The organism is Rhodococcus marinonascens NBRC 14363 (assembly GCF_001894885.1).
Taxonomy (GTDB): domain Bacteria; phylum Actinomycetota; class Actinomycetes; order Mycobacteriales; family Mycobacteriaceae; genus Rhodococcus_F; species Rhodococcus_F marinonascens.
This window is the reverse complement of the sequence record NZ_BCXB01000009.1, coordinates 40895-56193: the sequence shown is the minus strand read 5'-3', so window position 1 is coordinate 56193 and position 15299 is coordinate 40895. Positions and strand designations below refer to the sequence as shown.

The 15299-nt window shown below is 66.4% G+C and carries 16 protein-coding genes; 5 read left to right on the top strand and 11 right to left on the bottom strand.

The window, feature by feature from the left end:
- The first annotated feature begins 52 nt into the window (after positions 1 to 52).
- On the top strand, positions 53 to 385 hold the full coding sequence (locus RM2_RS08435; RefSeq protein ID WP_139277697.1) for a hypothetical protein: 333 nt from the start codon (positions 53 to 55) through the stop codon (positions 383 to 385).
- A 269-nt stretch (positions 386 to 654) separates the two neighbouring features.
- On the opposite strand, the gene RM2_RS08430 is transcribed toward RM2_RS08435, so the two are convergent.
- The gene (locus RM2_RS08430; protein ID WP_072688384.1) at positions 655 to 1314 is read right to left on the bottom strand and encodes a pyridoxamine 5'-phosphate oxidase family protein; all 660 of its coding nucleotides are present in this window, start codon (positions 1312 to 1314) and stop codon (positions 655 to 657) included.
- Positions 1315 to 1392: 78 nt separating this feature from the next.
- On the opposite strand from RM2_RS08430, the gene pdxR reads away from it, so the two are divergent.
- The 3 genes from pdxR to RM2_RS08415 are packed head-to-tail and all read left to right on the top strand — an operon-like array spanning position 1393 to position 4895.
- Positions 1393 to 2841 (top strand): MocR-like pyridoxine biosynthesis transcription factor PdxR, encoded by a 1449-nt coding sequence (gene pdxR / locus RM2_RS08425; protein ID WP_072688493.1) that lies wholly within the window; start codon positions 1393 to 1395, stop codon positions 2839 to 2841.
- Positions 2842 to 2880: 39 nt separating this feature from the next.
- Positions 2881 to 4326 carry an amidase gene (locus RM2_RS08420; RefSeq protein WP_072688383.1) on the top strand — a complete coding sequence of 482 codons (1446 nt, stop codon included), beginning with the start codon at positions 2881 to 2883 and terminating at the stop codon, positions 4324 to 4326.
- 2 nt (positions 4327 to 4328) lie between these two features.
- The gene (locus tag RM2_RS08415; RefSeq protein ID WP_072688492.1) at positions 4329 to 4895 is read left to right on the top strand and encodes a TetR/AcrR family transcriptional regulator; all 567 of its coding nucleotides are present in this window, start codon (positions 4329 to 4331) and stop codon (positions 4893 to 4895) included.
- A 5-nt stretch (positions 4896 to 4900) separates the two neighbouring features.
- Here the strand turns inward: RM2_RS08415 and era are convergent, their stop codons facing one another.
- The 9 genes from era to hrcA form a co-directional block, all read right to left on the bottom strand.
- The gene (gene era / locus RM2_RS08410) at positions 4901 to 5818 is read right to left on the bottom strand and encodes a GTPase Era (RefSeq protein WP_072688382.1); all 918 of its coding nucleotides are present in this window, start codon (positions 5816 to 5818) and stop codon (positions 4901 to 4903) included.
- 1 nt (position 5819) lies between these two features.
- A complete protein-coding gene (locus RM2_RS08405) occupies positions 5820 to 6143 on the bottom strand; it encodes a cytidine deaminase-like protein (RefSeq protein ID WP_072688381.1) in 324 nt (107 codons plus the stop codon).
- Complete coding sequence (locus RM2_RS08400; RefSeq protein WP_072688380.1) at positions 6136 to 7449, bottom strand: hemolysin family protein; 1314 nt, start codon at positions 7447 to 7449, stop codon at positions 6136 to 6138. Before RM2_RS08400 ends, RM2_RS08405 begins: the two co-directional genes overlap by 8 nt.
- 20 nt (positions 7450 to 7469) lie before the next feature.
- The gene (ybeY, locus tag RM2_RS08395; RefSeq protein WP_072688379.1) at positions 7470 to 8012 is read right to left on the bottom strand and encodes an rRNA maturation RNase YbeY; all 543 of its coding nucleotides are present in this window, start codon (positions 8010 to 8012) and stop codon (positions 7470 to 7472) included.
- Positions 8013 to 8048: 36 nt separating this feature from the next.
- Entirely contained in the window at positions 8049 to 9122 is a 1074-nt protein-coding gene (locus RM2_RS08390; protein WP_072688378.1) for a PhoH family protein, read from the bottom strand.
- 277 nt (positions 9123 to 9399) lie between these two features.
- The gene (locus tag RM2_RS08385) at positions 9400 to 10161 is read right to left on the bottom strand and encodes an alpha/beta hydrolase family protein (protein WP_072688377.1); all 762 of its coding nucleotides are present in this window, start codon (positions 10159 to 10161) and stop codon (positions 9400 to 9402) included.
- Between the two features lie 49 nt (positions 10162 to 10210).
- The gene (locus tag RM2_RS08380; protein ID WP_072688376.1) at positions 10211 to 10972 is read right to left on the bottom strand and encodes a 16S rRNA (uracil(1498)-N(3))-methyltransferase; all 762 of its coding nucleotides are present in this window, start codon (positions 10970 to 10972) and stop codon (positions 10211 to 10213) included.
- Positions 10973 to 10974: 2 nt separating this feature from the next.
- Positions 10975 to 12132, bottom strand: a complete 1158-nt coding sequence (gene dnaJ, locus RM2_RS08375) for a molecular chaperone DnaJ (RefSeq protein WP_072688375.1) — start codon at positions 12130 to 12132, stop codon at positions 10975 to 10977.
- 96 nt (positions 12133 to 12228) lie between these two features.
- Positions 12229 to 13272 carry a heat-inducible transcriptional repressor HrcA gene (gene hrcA / locus RM2_RS08370; RefSeq protein WP_072688491.1) on the bottom strand — a complete coding sequence of 348 codons (1044 nt, stop codon included), beginning with the start codon at positions 13270 to 13272 and terminating at the stop codon, positions 12229 to 12231.
- A gap of 207 nt (positions 13273 to 13479) precedes the next feature.
- Between hrcA and RM2_RS08365 the strand changes: the two genes are divergently transcribed.
- The gene (locus RM2_RS08365) at positions 13480 to 13797 is read left to right on the top strand and encodes a type II toxin-antitoxin system VapB family antitoxin (RefSeq protein ID WP_072688374.1); all 318 of its coding nucleotides are present in this window, start codon (positions 13480 to 13482) and stop codon (positions 13795 to 13797) included.
- A 5-nt stretch (positions 13798 to 13802) separates the two neighbouring features.
- Here RM2_RS08365 and RM2_RS08360 read toward each other — a convergent pair whose 3' ends face one another.
- Positions 13803 to 15080, bottom strand: a complete 1278-nt coding sequence (locus tag RM2_RS08360) for a coproporphyrinogen-III oxidase family protein (RefSeq protein WP_218017216.1) — start codon at positions 15078 to 15080, stop codon at positions 13803 to 13805.
- Positions 15081 to 15299 lie beyond the last annotated feature (219 nt).

The window sequence follows — 15299 nt, the reverse complement described above, 5'->3', positions numbered from 1 at the left end:
GACTGAGGGATCACAGTTCCCGTTGACCGCCGGCGCAGGTTCTGGGACCTCTGTGACTTCGGACTCGTCGAGGGTGGTGATCTCGTCAACGGTAGTGGTCGGTGCCGCGGTTGTTGGTGGGGGCGAGATGATGGTGGGCACGTCTGCCGGCATCGAAAAGTTCTTCGATGCCGTGGCAGTCCCGGAGACGGTGAACTCGGTGCTCGCTGAATACACGATCGCAGCGGTGGCGAGCGCTTCGACTATCCCGAGGACCAACCCAGCGATTGCGATGCCTCGGCCACCAGGGCGCGCGAACGCGAGGGCGGCGAACACGATCGCCACAGGAAACAGGCCCAGAAGGGCCGCGGCAAGCGAGATCACTGCGTACGGGTTGCTCGGATGAAGCGGTGGCCGTGTGACGTCTTTCGACAGGTCGGCTGTGGTCATCAGCTACCCCGCCCTCACCGTGAACAACACGACACCGACATCAACCACGTGATATGCCCCAGCATTGACAACCCGCTCTCCCTCGCGAAGCCAACGTCGCTGATCTTAGATCAGCACCTCATCAGGCCCTCCCTCCAAGCGAGAAGCGTTCGCACTCATTGCGTGAATCACACCCAGTTTCACGGCACGGTGCACGATATCCGGGATACCTTTGGCTGGAACAGCTTACGGGTCTGCGATTACCTTTGACGTTCGATGCGCGGTCTCCACCAGTCGTGACACGGACGTGGGCACCGGTGTGCCGCTCGCCACCCACGGTGCGGGGACGGGCGCACCGGCGACCGACCGCATGGGAACAACTCCGGCCCAGGCGTTGCCGGGTTCGGTGGGTTCGCCCGGTGGCGCGTCGCGCACCTTGACCGTCCACTGACCCGGCGAGATCGGAAGGGCGAGGGTCAGCGTCGCGGCGAGTTCCTTGCGCCTGTGCCCCCGGACCTCCACGCTGCGGCCGGGGATCAGAACGTCCGACAGCGCGCTCAACGCGTCGGCAGAGTCGTCCTCTTCCAGCGTGACGAGGTTACCCTGCACCACGGCGGATCGATAGTTGGCGGACGAGTCGAACAGGGTGTCCGCGACGACGATTCCGTCGAGCATCGCGACGCACAGCACCGCCGGCGCGCCCGCTGCCACCTGCCGCAGCGCACCGGCCCCGGTAGACCCGTGTAGCAGAATTCTGTCGCCGTCACGGGCGTAGAGCATAGGCACGGCCCACGGCATGCCGTCGACGACGGTGGCGAGAGTGCCCATCGGTGCGGCATCCAGGACTGCATCGAGCTGCGCTCGTTCGGTTCGGGCACGGTCCGGATATCTCATGATCTTGTCCACCAGATGATCCTCGCCCCAGTGTGGATCAGGTTCCAGATCCACAATCGCGATTATCTGCAGACCAGTATTGTCGGGTCCATGCCCCGGATCAGCCCTGAACTGCACCTGACATTGCGGCTGCCGGACACCGGCGCACCGCTTCGGCACCGCATCGCGGAGTCGATCGTCGACGAGATCCGCATGGGTCGCCTCCAGCCCGGCGATCCCCTTCCGTCCACGCGCGCACTGGCCGAACACCTGGCGGTCGCCCGTGCCTCGGTGGTCGACGCGTACGACGAACTGTGCTCATCCGGATACGCCAATGCCCGCGCCGGCTCCGGCACACGGATCGCACCGGGTGCTGACGTCGCAGCCCGTGCCCACGTCTCCTCGCACGCGATCACCCCGTCGTCGCAGCCGGCGTCACCTGCCGCCTCCGAGAAGCCTGATGCGTCGTGGGATCTCACCCCAGGCCACCCCGATCCCTCCCTTATCTCCACCACCGACTGGCGCAGGGCGTGGCGGCTCGCCGCCACCGCCGCCGTGACCTCCGACGTCCCCGGCCCCGACGCGCACCCGGAGTTGCGGCGTTCCCTCGCGGAGCATCTGCGCCGCACCCGGGGTATCTCGGCGCACGCCGACGAACTGGTGATCGTCCCCGGGGTCGACTCCGCGCTCCGCACCCTCGTCGCCGCGGCGGGATTCGGCGGCCGGGACGTCGCGTTCGAAGAACCCGGCTACAGCCGCGCGCGTAGGGTCCTCGAAGATTCGGGCGTGCGAGCTCGCTGCGTTTCCGTGGACGGGGACGGCTTCGATCGCGGACTGCTGTGCGCCACAGACGTCGCGGCCTACTGCACCCCGGCCCATCAGTATCCGATGGGTGCACGGATGCCGGTAAGCCGCAGAGCCCAACTCGTCGCCCACGCAACCACTTCCGGGACACTCCTCATCGAGGACGACTACGACGGCGAGTTCCGCTACGACGTGTCGGCGTTGCCGGCCCTGCGCAGCATCGACCGCGGGCGTGAATGCGTGGCATACGTCGGAACCGCGTCGAAGATCCTCACCCCCTCGATCCGGGTGGCGTGGGTGATCGCACCTCCCGCGCTCCACCCCCGCCTCGTCCAGGCTCTGCGCGCAACCGGTGAAGCCTGCTGCTCCGTCACCACCCTCGCGCTGTCGCACTTCATCGACTCGGGTGCGCTCTCACAGCACATCGCCCGCGCCTCCCGCACCTACTCTGCGCGTAGGACAGCCTTCGTCACCGCGCTGCAGCAGCAACTGCCCACGATCGACACGGACGTCATCGGGCTCGCCGGTATCGAGGCCGGTCTACACGTCGCCCTCACACTGCCCGGTTCGGTCGACGATGCCACTCTCGCTCTCGAACTGCAGGCACGCGGCGTGCGCGTCCCCAGCCTCGCCAATTACCGCACCACCGAGAAGGGGCCAAGAGGTCTGGTCTGCGGATACGCGCGGTTGCCCGAGTCTCGAGCTCGCGGCGCCGCAGAAGTGATCGGAAACACAGTCCAACGGCATCTGACCTGATACTGTTCGTTCGAACGAACAGTGACGCGGGAGGGCGAAATGAGCACGGAACAACTGGGTAGTGAACAGCAGCGCGGCGAAGGCCGGGAATTGGCGCCGGGACTCGCCGAGCAGGTGAAGGCGCTCGCATCCGGCGCCGCCACCTCCGTCGAGGCCACTCGCGCCGCCCTCGACCGCATCGAGGCGAGCCAGCCGACGCTCAACGCGTTCAAACTGGTCCGCCGGGGCAAGGCATTGGCCGAGGCCGCCGAGGCGGACCGTCGCCTCGCGGCCGGTGAACGTCTGCCGTTGCTCGGTGTACCTATCGCCGTGAAGGACGACGTCGACGTGGCGGGCGAACCGACCGCGTTCGGATGCCCCGGAGACTTCCCGCCCGCAGCGCGAGACGCCGAGGTCGTGCGCCGACTGCGCGCCGCCGGCGCCGTGATCGTGGGTAAGACCAACAGCCCCGAACTGGGGCAGTGGCCGTTCACCGGCGGAGCCGCCTTCGGCTGGACCCGCAACCCCTGGAACGGCGACCACACACCGGGGGGATCCTCCGGTGGCGCCGCAGCGGCCGTCTCCGCCGGTGTGGTGTCTGCTGCGATCGGATCCGACGGCGCCGGTTCCGTCCGGATTCCCGCCGCGTGGACCAACCTGGTCGGGATCAAACCCCAGCGGGGACGCATTTCCACCTGGCCCGCCGCCGAAGCCTTCCACGGCCTCACTGTCAACGGACCGCTTGCACGGACGGTCGCGGACGCGGCACTGCTTCTCGACGTCGCATCGGGACCACACCAGGGTGACCTGCACACACCCGCCCCGGTCTCCGTCAGCGACGCGGTGGGCCGCGACCCCGGCTCGCTGCGCATCGCACTGTCCCTGCGCAGTCCGTTCACCCCGGTTCCCACGAGCCTGCACCCGGAGGTTCGCCGAGGCGTCTACCGGATCGCCGACGCCCTGCGGGGGCTCGGGCACCGCGTCGTGGTGGACGACCCGGACTACGGAATCGCTTTCGGCCTGGGCTTCTTGCCGAGATCGCTGGCGGGCGTCGATGACTGGATGCGGAAACTCCCGGATCCTTCTCTCGTCGACTCCCGCACGAAGTCCAACGCGCGCACCGGTCGGAAGCTGCACGGGCTGCCCCTCCGCGGGGCTCGTGCGGCCGAGCGTCGGATGCATCGGCGCGTGGGCGCGATCTTCGACAAGTACGACGTGGTCCTGGCCCCGACGACCGCGACTCCCCCGCCTCGCGTCGATGCAATGGACGGCATCAGTGCGTGGGACACGGACAAGCTCATCACCGCGACCTGCCCCTACGCGTGGCCGTGGAACGTCCTGGGCTGGCCGAGCGTGAATGTGCCGGCCGGGTTCACGTCCGACAACCTTCCGATCGGCGCCCAGCTGATGGGCCACGAGGGCGCCGAACCACTGCTGGTTTCGGTCGCCGCACAACTCGAGTCGGTGCTCCGGTGGGATCAGGTACGCCCCGAGCAGTGGTGGTGACGGTGGCGTCGACAGACGTTCGTGACCGCGTCCTCGCAGCGGCGCTCCACATCGTCGGCACAGAGGGCATTCCAGGCGTCACCAATCGTCGGATCGCTGCGACGGCCGGGGTCTCACTCGGATCGATCACCTACCACTTCCCCACCCAGACGGACCTGCTTCGCGCCGCTCTGTCGGGGTTCGTGGTCGAAGAGACACAACGCCTCTCAGACCTGGCGGATGGGTACCGAGACAAGGGCCTGAGCCTCGAAGACGCCGCCGCGCTGACAGAGAAAGTTGCGAAGGATCTGACGTTCTCCGCCGAACGGATCGCGCCGTTCGAGCTGTATATCCAGGCCGGACGCGACCACGAACTGCGGGAGGCCGCGGCCGAGTGTTTCACCGCATACGACGAGCTGGCGGTGACAATACTCAACACCCTGGGTGTCCCCGATGCCGCCGCGATCGCTCCGACGATCGTCGCCACCATCACCGGCCTGCAACTGAGGAGACTCGCTACCGGAAGCGGCGGCGATCACGACATCTCGGCGTCGGTGCTACTACTGCTCAGTGCCTCCATCCGGGCGTGAACCCACTAAAAACCCAGGCGACCAAGCTGTTTCGGGTCTCGCTGCCAGTCCTTGGCAACCTTGACGTGTAGTTCGAGAAAGATCTTGGCGCCGAGCAGTTTCTCGATCTGCAGGCGTGCCTTCGTTCCGACCTCACGCAGGCGGGCACCACCCTTGCCGATCACGATGCCCTTCTGCGACGGGCGCTCGACATAGAGCAGGGCGTGGACGTCGAGCAGCTCGCCCTGCTTCTCGGTGCGGCCTTCGCGAGGGATGATCTCCTCTATGACCACCGCGAGGGAGTGCGGCAACTCGTCGCCGAGACCTTCGAGTGCGGCCTCACGAATGAGTTCGGCCATCAGCGTTTCCTCGGGTTCGTCGGTGAGTTCGCCGTCAGGGTAGAACGCCGGGCCCTCCTCCATCTTCGACGCGAGAACGTCGACCAGGACCTCCACCTGTTCACCCGACGTGGCGGACACCGGCACGACGTCGGCCTCGGGCCCGAGAAGCTGGGACACGGCCAGCAGTTGCTGCCCTACCGCGTCCTTGCTGACCTTGTCGATCTTCGTCACGATGCCGATGATCGTCGTTTTCGGCGCGATCTGACGCACCTGCCGCACGATCCACCGGTCGCCGGGGCCGATCTTCTCGTCCGCCGGAATGCACAGGCAGATCACGTCGACCTCGGAGTAGGTGTCTTGCACGAGGTCATTGAGTCGCTGCCCCAGGAGCGTTCGAGGGCGGTGCAGGCCAGGGGTGTCGACGAGGATCAGCTGCGCGTGGTCGCGGTGCACGATGCCGCGGATGGTGTGCCGCGTGGTCTGCGGACGCGAAGACGTGATCGCGATCTTGCTGCCCACCAGCGCATTGGTCAGCGTGGATTTGCCCGTGTTCGGCCGTCCGACGAAACAGACGAATCCTGAACGGAATTCGGATCTACTCATGTCACTCCTCGATCACGGATCCATCGGCTTGCGCGAAGACGACGACTGCCTGCGCACTGACTTCGTGTAATGCGGCGATACCCGGGTCGTCCGTGCTCGCTCCGATCACGACGGCCGCCTCGAAGCCCTCGGCACCACTCGAAACCGCCGCCGAAATGGTGGCCTGCAGTGCGGTCAGCGACAGCAACTTCAGCGCGACCGCGCCCGCGGAGTAGGTGCGCCCGTCGAGATCTCGGATGGCAGCCCCTTGACCACTTCCGGTGCGGCCGAATGCTCCTCGTGCAAGTACGACCAGCTTGGCATCCTCGGCGCTCAGTTCAGTCATCGTCACTCTCCCGAACGGCGTCGTCTTCGTCCTCGTCTACCGGGATGCGTTGCACGAAGACCGTGGTGACCCGAACTCGCCCGCGCACATCGGGTGAACCCTCGCCGCGCAGGATCAATCCCTGCGACACAACCTCGGATCCCGGGAGCGGAACCCTGCCGAGTTGGTATCCGATCAGCCCGCCGACGGTTTCGACTTCGTCGTTCAGGAGTTCGATGCCGAACAGTTCGCCGAGGTCCTCGATGGGCAGTCGCGCAGACACCCGGAACATGCCGTCTCCGAGGTCCTCGATCGGCGGTGTCTCGTCCTGGTCGTACTCGTCCGCTATCTCACCGACGATTTCCTCGATGACATCCTCGATCGTGACCAATCCGGCGACTCCGCCGTACTCGTCCACAAGAACGGCCATGTGGTTGCGGTCGCGTTGCATCTCGGCGAGCAAGCTGTCGAGGGGCTTGAAGTCCGGCACGAAGACGGCGGGGCGCATCACGTCGTGGACGCGGACACCGCGTCCCCCGTCGCGTGAATGATAGGTCTGCTGCACGAGGTCCTTGAGATACACGACCCCGAGGACGTCGTCGACATTCTCACCGATCACCGGAATCCGCGAGTGCCCGCTGCGGACGGCCAGCGACGTCGCCTGTCCGGCGCTCTTGTCGCTCTCGATCCACACCATCTCGGTGCGGGGCACCATCACCTCGCGGGCCGGCGTATCGCCCAGTTCGAACACCGACTGGATCATCCGTCGTTCCTCGGCGGCTACCACACCGCGCTCCTGCGCCATGTCGACGAGTTCGCGCAGTTCGATCTCGGATGCGAAGGGTCCGTTGCGAAATCCCTTACCCGGTGTGATCGCGTTACCGATCAGGATGAGGAGGCGACTGATCGGACCCAGCAGGGTCCCGATGAACTGGAGGGGAACCGACGCGATCAGCGAGATCGAGTAGGCGTGCTGACGTCCGAGTGTGCGGGGGCCGACCCCGATCACCACGTAGTCGACGAGCACCATGATGATCGCGGTGATCGTGAGCGCCCAGGCAGGTTCGAGGAGATCGATCAGTCCACCGACGAGCACCACCGTCGCCGTGATCTCACACAGGATGCGCAGCAGCACCATGAGATTCACGTAGCGGGGACGATCCGACAGGATACGGAGCACCCGGGTCGCGCCCGGTCGGTCTTCCTTCACCATCTCTTCGATGCGCGCGGACGAGATCGTGTTGAGAGCGGAATCGGCGGCGGCGAAGATACCGCCGAGAGGGACTAAGACGATCGCGAGAACGATCAGCGCGATGGCGCTACTCACAAAAAACCCTTCACGTGGAGTTACCGATCCGGTGAATCGAAGAATCCGGCCTTGCCGAGCAACTTCTGATCCCGGGCAGCAAGTTCGGCGTCGATCTCGGCTCTGCGTAAATCCTCGTACCAGTCGTCGAGCAACTGGTTCTGCAGCCCGAACATCTCCTTCTCCTCTGCCGGTTCGGCATGGTCGTAGCCGAGGAGATGGAGCACGCCGTGCACGGTGAGCAGAGCGAGTTCACGCGCCAGCGGGTGACCGGCCTGGTCGGCCTGATCCGACGCGAAGGACGGGCACAGCACGATGTCGCCCAGCATCAACGGTCCCGGCTCCGGCGAGTCCGGGCGACCGCCAGGCTCGAGTTCGTCCATCGGGAACGACATCACGTCAGTGGGGCCAGGTAGATCCATCCACCGCATATGGAGGTCAGCCATGGTGGCTGAGTCCACCAGGACCATCGACAACTCGGCCGCGGGGTGCAAGTCCATCCTCGCAATCACGAAGCGGGCAACGCTGATCAGCTCCTCTTCGGAGACGTCCATGCCCGATTCGTTCGAGACTTCGATGCTCATGTGTGTCGCTTCCTCCTGGTTCCGGCGGCACTCACCCTACCGTCGTGGAGAACGCGCGTGCGCAGCTCTACGTTGCGCGCGGTTTCCGAACTCGACCTTCTCATCCCGGTCCGCTTCGAAACGCTCGTACGCGTCGACGATGTCGGACACCAAGCGGTGCCGGATCACGTCGCTGCTGTTGAGTTCGGTGAAGTAGATGTCGTCGACGTCCCCGAGGATCTCGGTGGCAGCGCGGAGCCCCGACCGGGAGCCGCCGGGAAGGTCCACCTGGGTGACATCGCCGGTGACGACGACCTTCGACCCGAATCCCAGGCGGGTGAGGAACATCTTCATCTGCTCCGCGGTGGTGTTCTGCGCCTCGTCGAGGATGATGAACGCGTCGTTGAGCGTGCGACCACGCATGTAGGCAAGCGGCGCCACCTCGATGACTCCCGACTGCATCAGCTTCGGAATGGCCTCGGGGTCCATCATGTCGTGGAGCGCGTCGTGCAGCGGCCGCAGATACGGATCGATCTTCTCGTGCAGCGTGCCGGGCAGGAATCCGAGCCGCTCACCCGCCTCGACCGCCGGGCGGGTGAGGATGATCCGCGACACCTGTTTGGTCTGCAGCGCCTGCACCGCTTTCGCCATGGCCAAGTAGGTCTTGCCCGTGCCCGCGGGCCCGATGCCGAACACGATCGTGTGCGCGTCGATCGCGTCGACGTACCTCTTCTGGTTGAGAGTCTTCGGCCGGATCGTCTTGCCACGCCTCGACAGGATGTCGAGGGTCAAGATCTCGGCGGGCGATTCGCTCGAGCCCTGCGTGAGCATGCCTACCGTGCGACGGACAGCGTCGGAACCCAGCGGCTGACCGCGACCAACGATGGCGCCGAGTTCGGCGATGACACGCTCGGCGAGCGCCACGTCACCCGGTTTCCCCGTCAGCGTGACCGTGTTGCCTCGAACGTGGATGTCGGCGTCCAGGACCCGTTCCAAGGTGCGCAAATTCCCGTCGGAGGAACCCAGCAGAGGCGGGACGGTGTCGGGAGGAAGGTCGATACTCGAACGCACTGTGCGTTCCGCCGGGCGCGTTGCGCCGAACGCCTCGCCGGCCTGGTGTTGTTCGCTCACGTGTGGAATATGGCCTACTTTCCGGTTCCCGAGGATTCGCGACGGATGTCGTGATGTTCAAAGTCTAGCGCCGGGACACCCGTGGTCCCACCCGATTGGTCGCTGGCTTAAAACCCGGTCAACGGCCCGATGCGGCGGGAACCCCGGGCATCGCGAAACGCGGGAGCGCACACCCCCGACCCGAATCCCAGACCGCGCCGGCGCTTGTCTGATCGAGCAGCGTGAGCTTGCCCCACGCAGCGGCATCGCGCTGACTATCAATACCGTCGAGTATCGGTCAGAACTGGTCGGCGCCGGACAACAGCGCCGTCCGCGAGATCGTCCAGCACTCCGTGCCGGGATTGAGGAAGGCGTAGTGGTCCTCGCCCTCGACGATGTGCAGATCGACCGGGTCTCCGGCTTCGGCCGCAGCCTTGCTGTACCGGACACTGACCTTCGCCGGAACCTGGACATCCTCGGCGCCGTGTACACATACCACCGGAACTCCCACCGGTATCCGGTGGTGCGGCGACGCCGACCGGTACACGTCGGGATTCTCCTGGTAAGGCATGCCGAGGAGGTCCTCGATGTATCTGATCCGGCGGCCCCGCTCCGCCGCTGACGCGAGATCCAGCGCGCCGGCCTGAGACACCACCAGTTCTGGCCGGACCCGCAAGTCCGGCTCGCCCGCAAGCCACACCGCGAGCTGCCCGCCTGCCGAGTGGCCCACAACTCGGATCCGGTTGAGGTCGAACGGAATCGGGGACCGCTCGGCCACCGGTCCCGCGATCGCCTCGAGCGCGCTGACGACGTCCGCCGACATCTCCGGCCACGCCCCGCCCGCGCCGAGCCGGCGGTATTCGATGTTCCACACCGCGAGTCCGTGTCGCGCCAGATCGACCGCGAAGCTCGTGCCGAGGTTGAGGTGGTAGTCGCCGCTCCAGAACCCGCCGTGCACGACCATCACCACCGGTACCGGAGCAGACACCGGCTGGTCCGGCACGTAGAGGTGCCCGAACTGCTGCGGTTCGGGTCCGTAAGCGATTTGAATGCGGTCCACGAAGGACCAGGCTATCGGGGTAGATCAGCTCCGCGCAGCACCGGTGTGGTCAGGCGAGCGGCGCCGCGCCCCAACGGTCGGTAAGCACACCGAGCGCACCCAACGCCACCGCTGCTGCGGTGGATGTTCGCAGGACGTGCGGTCCGAGCAACACCGACACCGCGCCCGCCTCCGTCAATGAGTCGATCTCCTCGTCGGAGACGCCGCCTTCGGGGCCGACGACCAACACGATTTCAGCCGCCGAGCGTAACGAGAGTTCGGCCAGGCCCAGCGCCGCAGACTCGTGCAGCACAGCGACGACTCCGCCGCGGCCGATCACCTCACGCACGAGGGCCAACACCCCAGCGGTCCGCAGCGGTTCCGACACGTCGGGCACGATCGCACGCCTGGACTGCTTGGCGGCCGCCAGGGCGGCGCCACGCCACCGCGCGACCCCCTTGGCGACCTTCGGGCCGTCCCATCGCGCCACACACCGAGACGACTGCCACGGCACGATCGCGTCGGCACCCGCCTCGGTGGCCAGTTCGACTGCGAGTTCGGATCGGTCTGCCTTCGGAAGTGCTTGCACCACAGTAACGATCGGCGACGGCAGAGAGATCTGACGTCGTACGTGAACGGACAACTCCAACCGATCCTTCGCCGCAGCCGTCACCTCCGTGTCCGCGAGACCTCCGCGGCCGTCGGCCAGCACGATCCGCTCCCCGACACCGATCCGGCGCACGGTCGCCGCGTGCCTGCCCTCGGAACCGTCCAGGACGGCGGTGTGCCCGACTTCAGGTAACGGGTCCAGGAAGAAGACCGTCGCCGCCACGGTCAGCGACCGCTGAAGGCTTCACGCAGACGCGAAAACAGTCCACCGCTGTGCTGTGACTGGGTCGACACAACCTCAGCAAACTCGCGGTCACGCAGGTCCTTGAATTCGCTCAGGAGCTTCGTCTCCCGGTGGTCGAGCCGCGAAGGAACCACGACCTCCAGATGTGCGTGCACATCGCCGCGTATTCCGGTCCGCAACTTCGGCATGCCGTGCCCGCGCAAGATTGTGACCGCTCCCGGCTGAGTCCCGGGCTCGATGTTGATCTCCTTGGGGCCGTCGATGACCGTCTCGATCGTGACCGTAGTGCCGAGTGCGGCGTCGATCATCGGGACCCGGATCGTGCAGTGCAGGTCTTCGCCGTCGCGGACGAATACCTCATGCGCCTGCTCGATCACCTCGACGTACAGGTCTCCGGCGGGGCCGCCACCGGGACCCACCTCACCTTGCGCGGCAAGCCGGATCCGCATCCCACCAGCGACACCGGCGGGCACCTTCACTGTGATGTCCCGGCGGGCGCGCACCCGTCCGTCACCGTTGCATTTGTGGCACGGGTCCGGGATGGTCTCGCCCGCACCGCGGCAGGTCGGGCAGGGCCGCGAAGTCATGACCTGACCGAGGAACGACCGCTGCACCGACTGGACCTCGCCCGCGCCACCACACGTCTCACACCGCACCGGCTTCGAATCGTCGTTGGTACCCGAACCCGTGCAGGTGTCACACAGGATCGCGGTCTCGACAGTGACGTGCTTGCTCACTCCGGTCGCGCACTCCGCCAACGTCAGCTTGGTGCGAAGGAGCGCGTCGGCACCTGGCTGCACCCGGCCGCGCGGACCGCGCCCGGCACCGCCCCCGCCCCCGAAGAACGCCTCGAACACGTCGCCAAGGCCGCCGCCACCCCCGAAACCGGCACCGAAACCGCCCCCGCCGCCGCCGCCGCCCGAGGACAACGGGTCGCCGCCGAGGTCGACGACACGGCGCTTCTCGGGGTCCGACAGCACCTCGTAGGCCGTCGAGATTTCCCGGAACCGGGCCTGCGCCGCCTCATCCGGGTTCACGTCGGGATGCAGTTCCCGCGCAAGTTTGCGGTACGCCCGCTTGAGTTCCTGATCGGTCGCCTTCTTGTCGACGCCGAGCGTTGCGTAGTAATCCCGTGCCACGTTGAGTCTCTCGTCCTTCTCTACTTCGTTATCTCACCACTGGTCGTAATCTCACCACTGGTCGTCTGGCCGGCACGGCTTGTGCCGAGGCGGCCGTCAGCGCTCGGCGAGCACCTGGCCGATGTATCTCGCAACAGCAGCGACCGACGCGATTGTTCCCGGATAGTCCATACGCGTGGGTCCGAGCACACCCATTCCGCCGAGCACAGTGCCTGCCGCACCGTAGCCGGTGGAGATGACGGACGTACCACGCATCTGCTCTGCCTGCGTTTCCTCACCGATCCGCACTGTGACGGTGCTGGCGTCCTGGGTGGCAGCCAGCAGTTTGAGGACCACTACCTGCTCCTCGAGCGCCTCGAGCACCGCACGCAACGACCCCGGGAATCCGCTGATTCCCGTGAAGTCTGCGGCATTGCGGGTCAGGTTCGACGTGCCGCCGAGAACCAGCCTCTCCTCGGGGTGTTCGACGAGGGTCTCCACCAGGACGGTGGCTGACCGGATCACGGCGTCACGCAGACCGTCTGGGGCCTCGTTGGCCAATTCCGAGACCGCGATCGACGCCGCCGCCAACCGTTTACCATCCAACGCGCCACCGAGCAGGCCGCGCAGCCGCGACATGTCCTCGTCGTCGAGCACGTCACCGTGGTCGACGATGCGCTGATCCACCCGGCCCGAGTCGGTGATAAGCACCAGCAGCAGACGAGCGGGGGTCAGCGCCACCACCTCGAGGTGGCGCACGGAAGAGGCAGACAGTGTGGGATATTGCACAACCGCGACCTGGCGTGTGAGTTGCGCGAGGAGGCGAACACCACGCCTGAGAACGTCGTCCAGATCGACACCGGACTCCAGGAAATCGAGAATCGCGCGGCGCTCGGCGTTCGACAACGGCTTCACGTCGGCGATGCGGTCGACGAACTGCCGATAGCCCTTGTCGGTCGGGACACGGCCCGAACTCGTGTGCGGCTGGGCAATATAGCCCTCGCTCTCGAGGGCCGCCATATCGTTGCGCACGGTGGCACTGGAGACACCCAGGTTGTGCCGCTCCACCAGCGCTTTCGATCCCACCGGCTCCTGGGTGGAGACGTAGTCGGCGACGATCGCGCGGAGAATCTCGAATCGCCTGTCGTCCGTACTCGACATCGCCATTCACCTCCAGTTCTCGATCACTACGATCGGCCGTCTCACCGAACTCACATTCGAATCGACCGTCACATCCCCTGAGCTACGTGCGTGCGCACGCGCATCTCGTCTTGGTCCAGTCTAATCGGCGCACCCTCATTTCCCGCCCTACCCTTACTGTGGGGACCGGAAATGGGCAAGCGCGGCAACGACCCGGGATGACAGGCGATGATCTTCAAAGGTGTCATGGACGGCAAACCGTACCCGGACCACGGGCTGTCGCTACGCGACTGGTCCAAGATCCCCCCTCGGCAATTGCGCCTCGACGAGATCGTGACCACCACCAAGGTTCTCGAACTCGACCGACTGCTATCCGAAGACTCGACTTTCTACGGCGACCTGTTCCCGCACGCCGTGCAGTGGCACGGGGTCGTCTACCTCGAGGACGGGCTTCACAGGGCTGTGCGTTCGGCCCTGCGCAACCGCGTCGTGCTGCACGCGCGAGTCTTCGACTTCGACGAGATGCCCGGCATCATCACCGGCTGAGGCCACTACCTCAGCACGGTTCGGATCACGGCGTCGGCCAGGAGTCGTCCTCGGCCGGTCAGCACAAAGTGGTCGTGTTCGCGCACCAGCAGTCCGTCGGCCGCAACTTCCTCGGCCGCGCGCTGCTCTCCGGCATCCAGTTCCGCAACCGGCAGTCCCGTCCGCAGCCGGGCAGTCAGCATCACGCGCTCGACGTGGAGGTCCTCGACGGTCAGCTGCTCGCTTCCCCCGACCGGCAGTCGGCCGGCCGCCAACTGTTCCGCATAGCGCGCCGGATGCTTGACGTTCCACCAGCGCACCCCGCCGACGTGACTGTGCGCGCCAGGCCCGGCACCCCACCAGTTCCCACCGTCCCAGTACCCCAGGTTGTGCCTGCAACGAGACTCCCCCCTCGCTTCGCTCGCCCCGCGCCAATCCCCCGTCGCTTCGCTCGCCCCGCGCCAATCCCCCGTCGCTTCGCTCGCCCCGCGCCAATCCCCCGTCGCTTCGCTCGCCCCGGCACCATTGCTCCGCGCCCAGTTCGACACCTCGTACCAGGTCAGACCCGCCTCTGCCAGCCGTGCATCGATGCGCTCGTACCGCGAGGCGAGGACGTCGTCGTCGGGCGCGGGCAGTTCGCCTCGGCGCACCTTCCTGGCCAGCGCCGTGCCGTCCTCGACGATCAGCGCGTACGCGGAGACGTGGTCCACCCCGGCCGACAGCACCGCATCCAGCGACGCGTCCAAGTCCTCGTCCCGTTCGCCGGGTGTCCCGTAGATGAGATCGAGGTTGACGTGCTCGAATCCCGCCGCCCGCGCCTCCAGCGCCGCAGACACCGCGCGACCTGGCGTGTGGGTGCGGTCGAGCACTTTCAGGACGTGCTGCGCCGCCGATTGCATCCCCAGCGAGATCCGCGTGAATCCGCCGGTCCGCAGGCGATCGAAGAACTCCGGCGACGTGGACTCCGGGTTCGACTCCGTGGTCACCTCGGCGCCGCTCGCGACCCCGAAACTCGAACGGATCGCGCCGAGGACGTCTGCCAGTCCGTCGCCCCCGAGCAGGGATGGCGTCCCGCCTCCGACGAATACCGTGTCGACGGTCGGAGCACCCGTCATCTCCGCCGCCGCATCGAGTTCGCGGCGAAGCCCCTCCATCCACGACTGCGGCGATGCCGACGTGCCCAACTCGCCGGCCGTATAGGTGTTGAAATCGCAATACCCGCAACGCGTGGCACAGAAGGGCACGTGCACGTAGATCCCGAACGGCCGGTTCCGAACCCCCGCCAACGCCCGTTCGGGAAGCATGAACTCCGCCGACTCCTGCCGACTGTCATTGGTAGTGCTGGCTCCGCTCACCCGGCCAGTCTTCCAGGCGCCGGGAACGGCTTGTCCCACCCGAGCGTCGCAGTCGCATCCTTGCGATATTTCCCACAGAAATGCAGGACTTCGATGCCGAAATCTGCATCAGCGATTTGACGTGGCACAATGGACCGCATGATCGGACCCGGAGTGCGACTTGTGGCG

What these genes read in the sequence shown, in the direction of transcription:
- pdxR (WP_072688493.1), top strand. Translation starts at nt 1,393, where the DNA reads ATGCCCCGGATCAGCCCTGAACTGCACCTGACATTGCGGCTGCCGGAC.
- RM2_RS08420 (WP_072688383.1), top strand. Translation starts at nt 2,881, where the DNA reads ATGAGCACGGAACAACTGGGTAGTGAACAGCAGCGCGGCGAAGGCCGG.
- era (WP_072688382.1), bottom strand. Translation starts at nt 5,818, where the DNA reads ATGAGTAGATCCGAATTCCGTTCAGGATTCGTCTGTTTCGTCGGACGG.
- RM2_RS08405 (WP_072688381.1), bottom strand. Translation starts at nt 6,143, where the DNA reads ATGACTGAACTGAGCGCCGAGGATGCCAAGCTGGTCGTACTTGCACGA.
- ybeY (WP_072688379.1), bottom strand. Translation starts at nt 8,012, where the DNA reads ATGAGCATCGAAGTCTCGAACGAATCGGGCATGGACGTCTCCGAAGAG.
- hrcA (WP_072688491.1), bottom strand. Translation starts at nt 13,272, where the DNA reads ATGTCGAGTACGGACGACAGGCGATTCGAGATTCTCCGCGCGATCGTC.
- RM2_RS08365 (WP_072688374.1), top strand. Translation starts at nt 13,480, where the DNA reads ATGATCTTCAAAGGTGTCATGGACGGCAAACCGTACCCGGACCACGGG.
- RM2_RS08360 (WP_218017216.1), bottom strand. Translation starts at nt 15,080, where the DNA reads ATGCTTCCCGAACGGGCGTTGGCGGGGGTTCGGAACCGGCCGTTCGGG.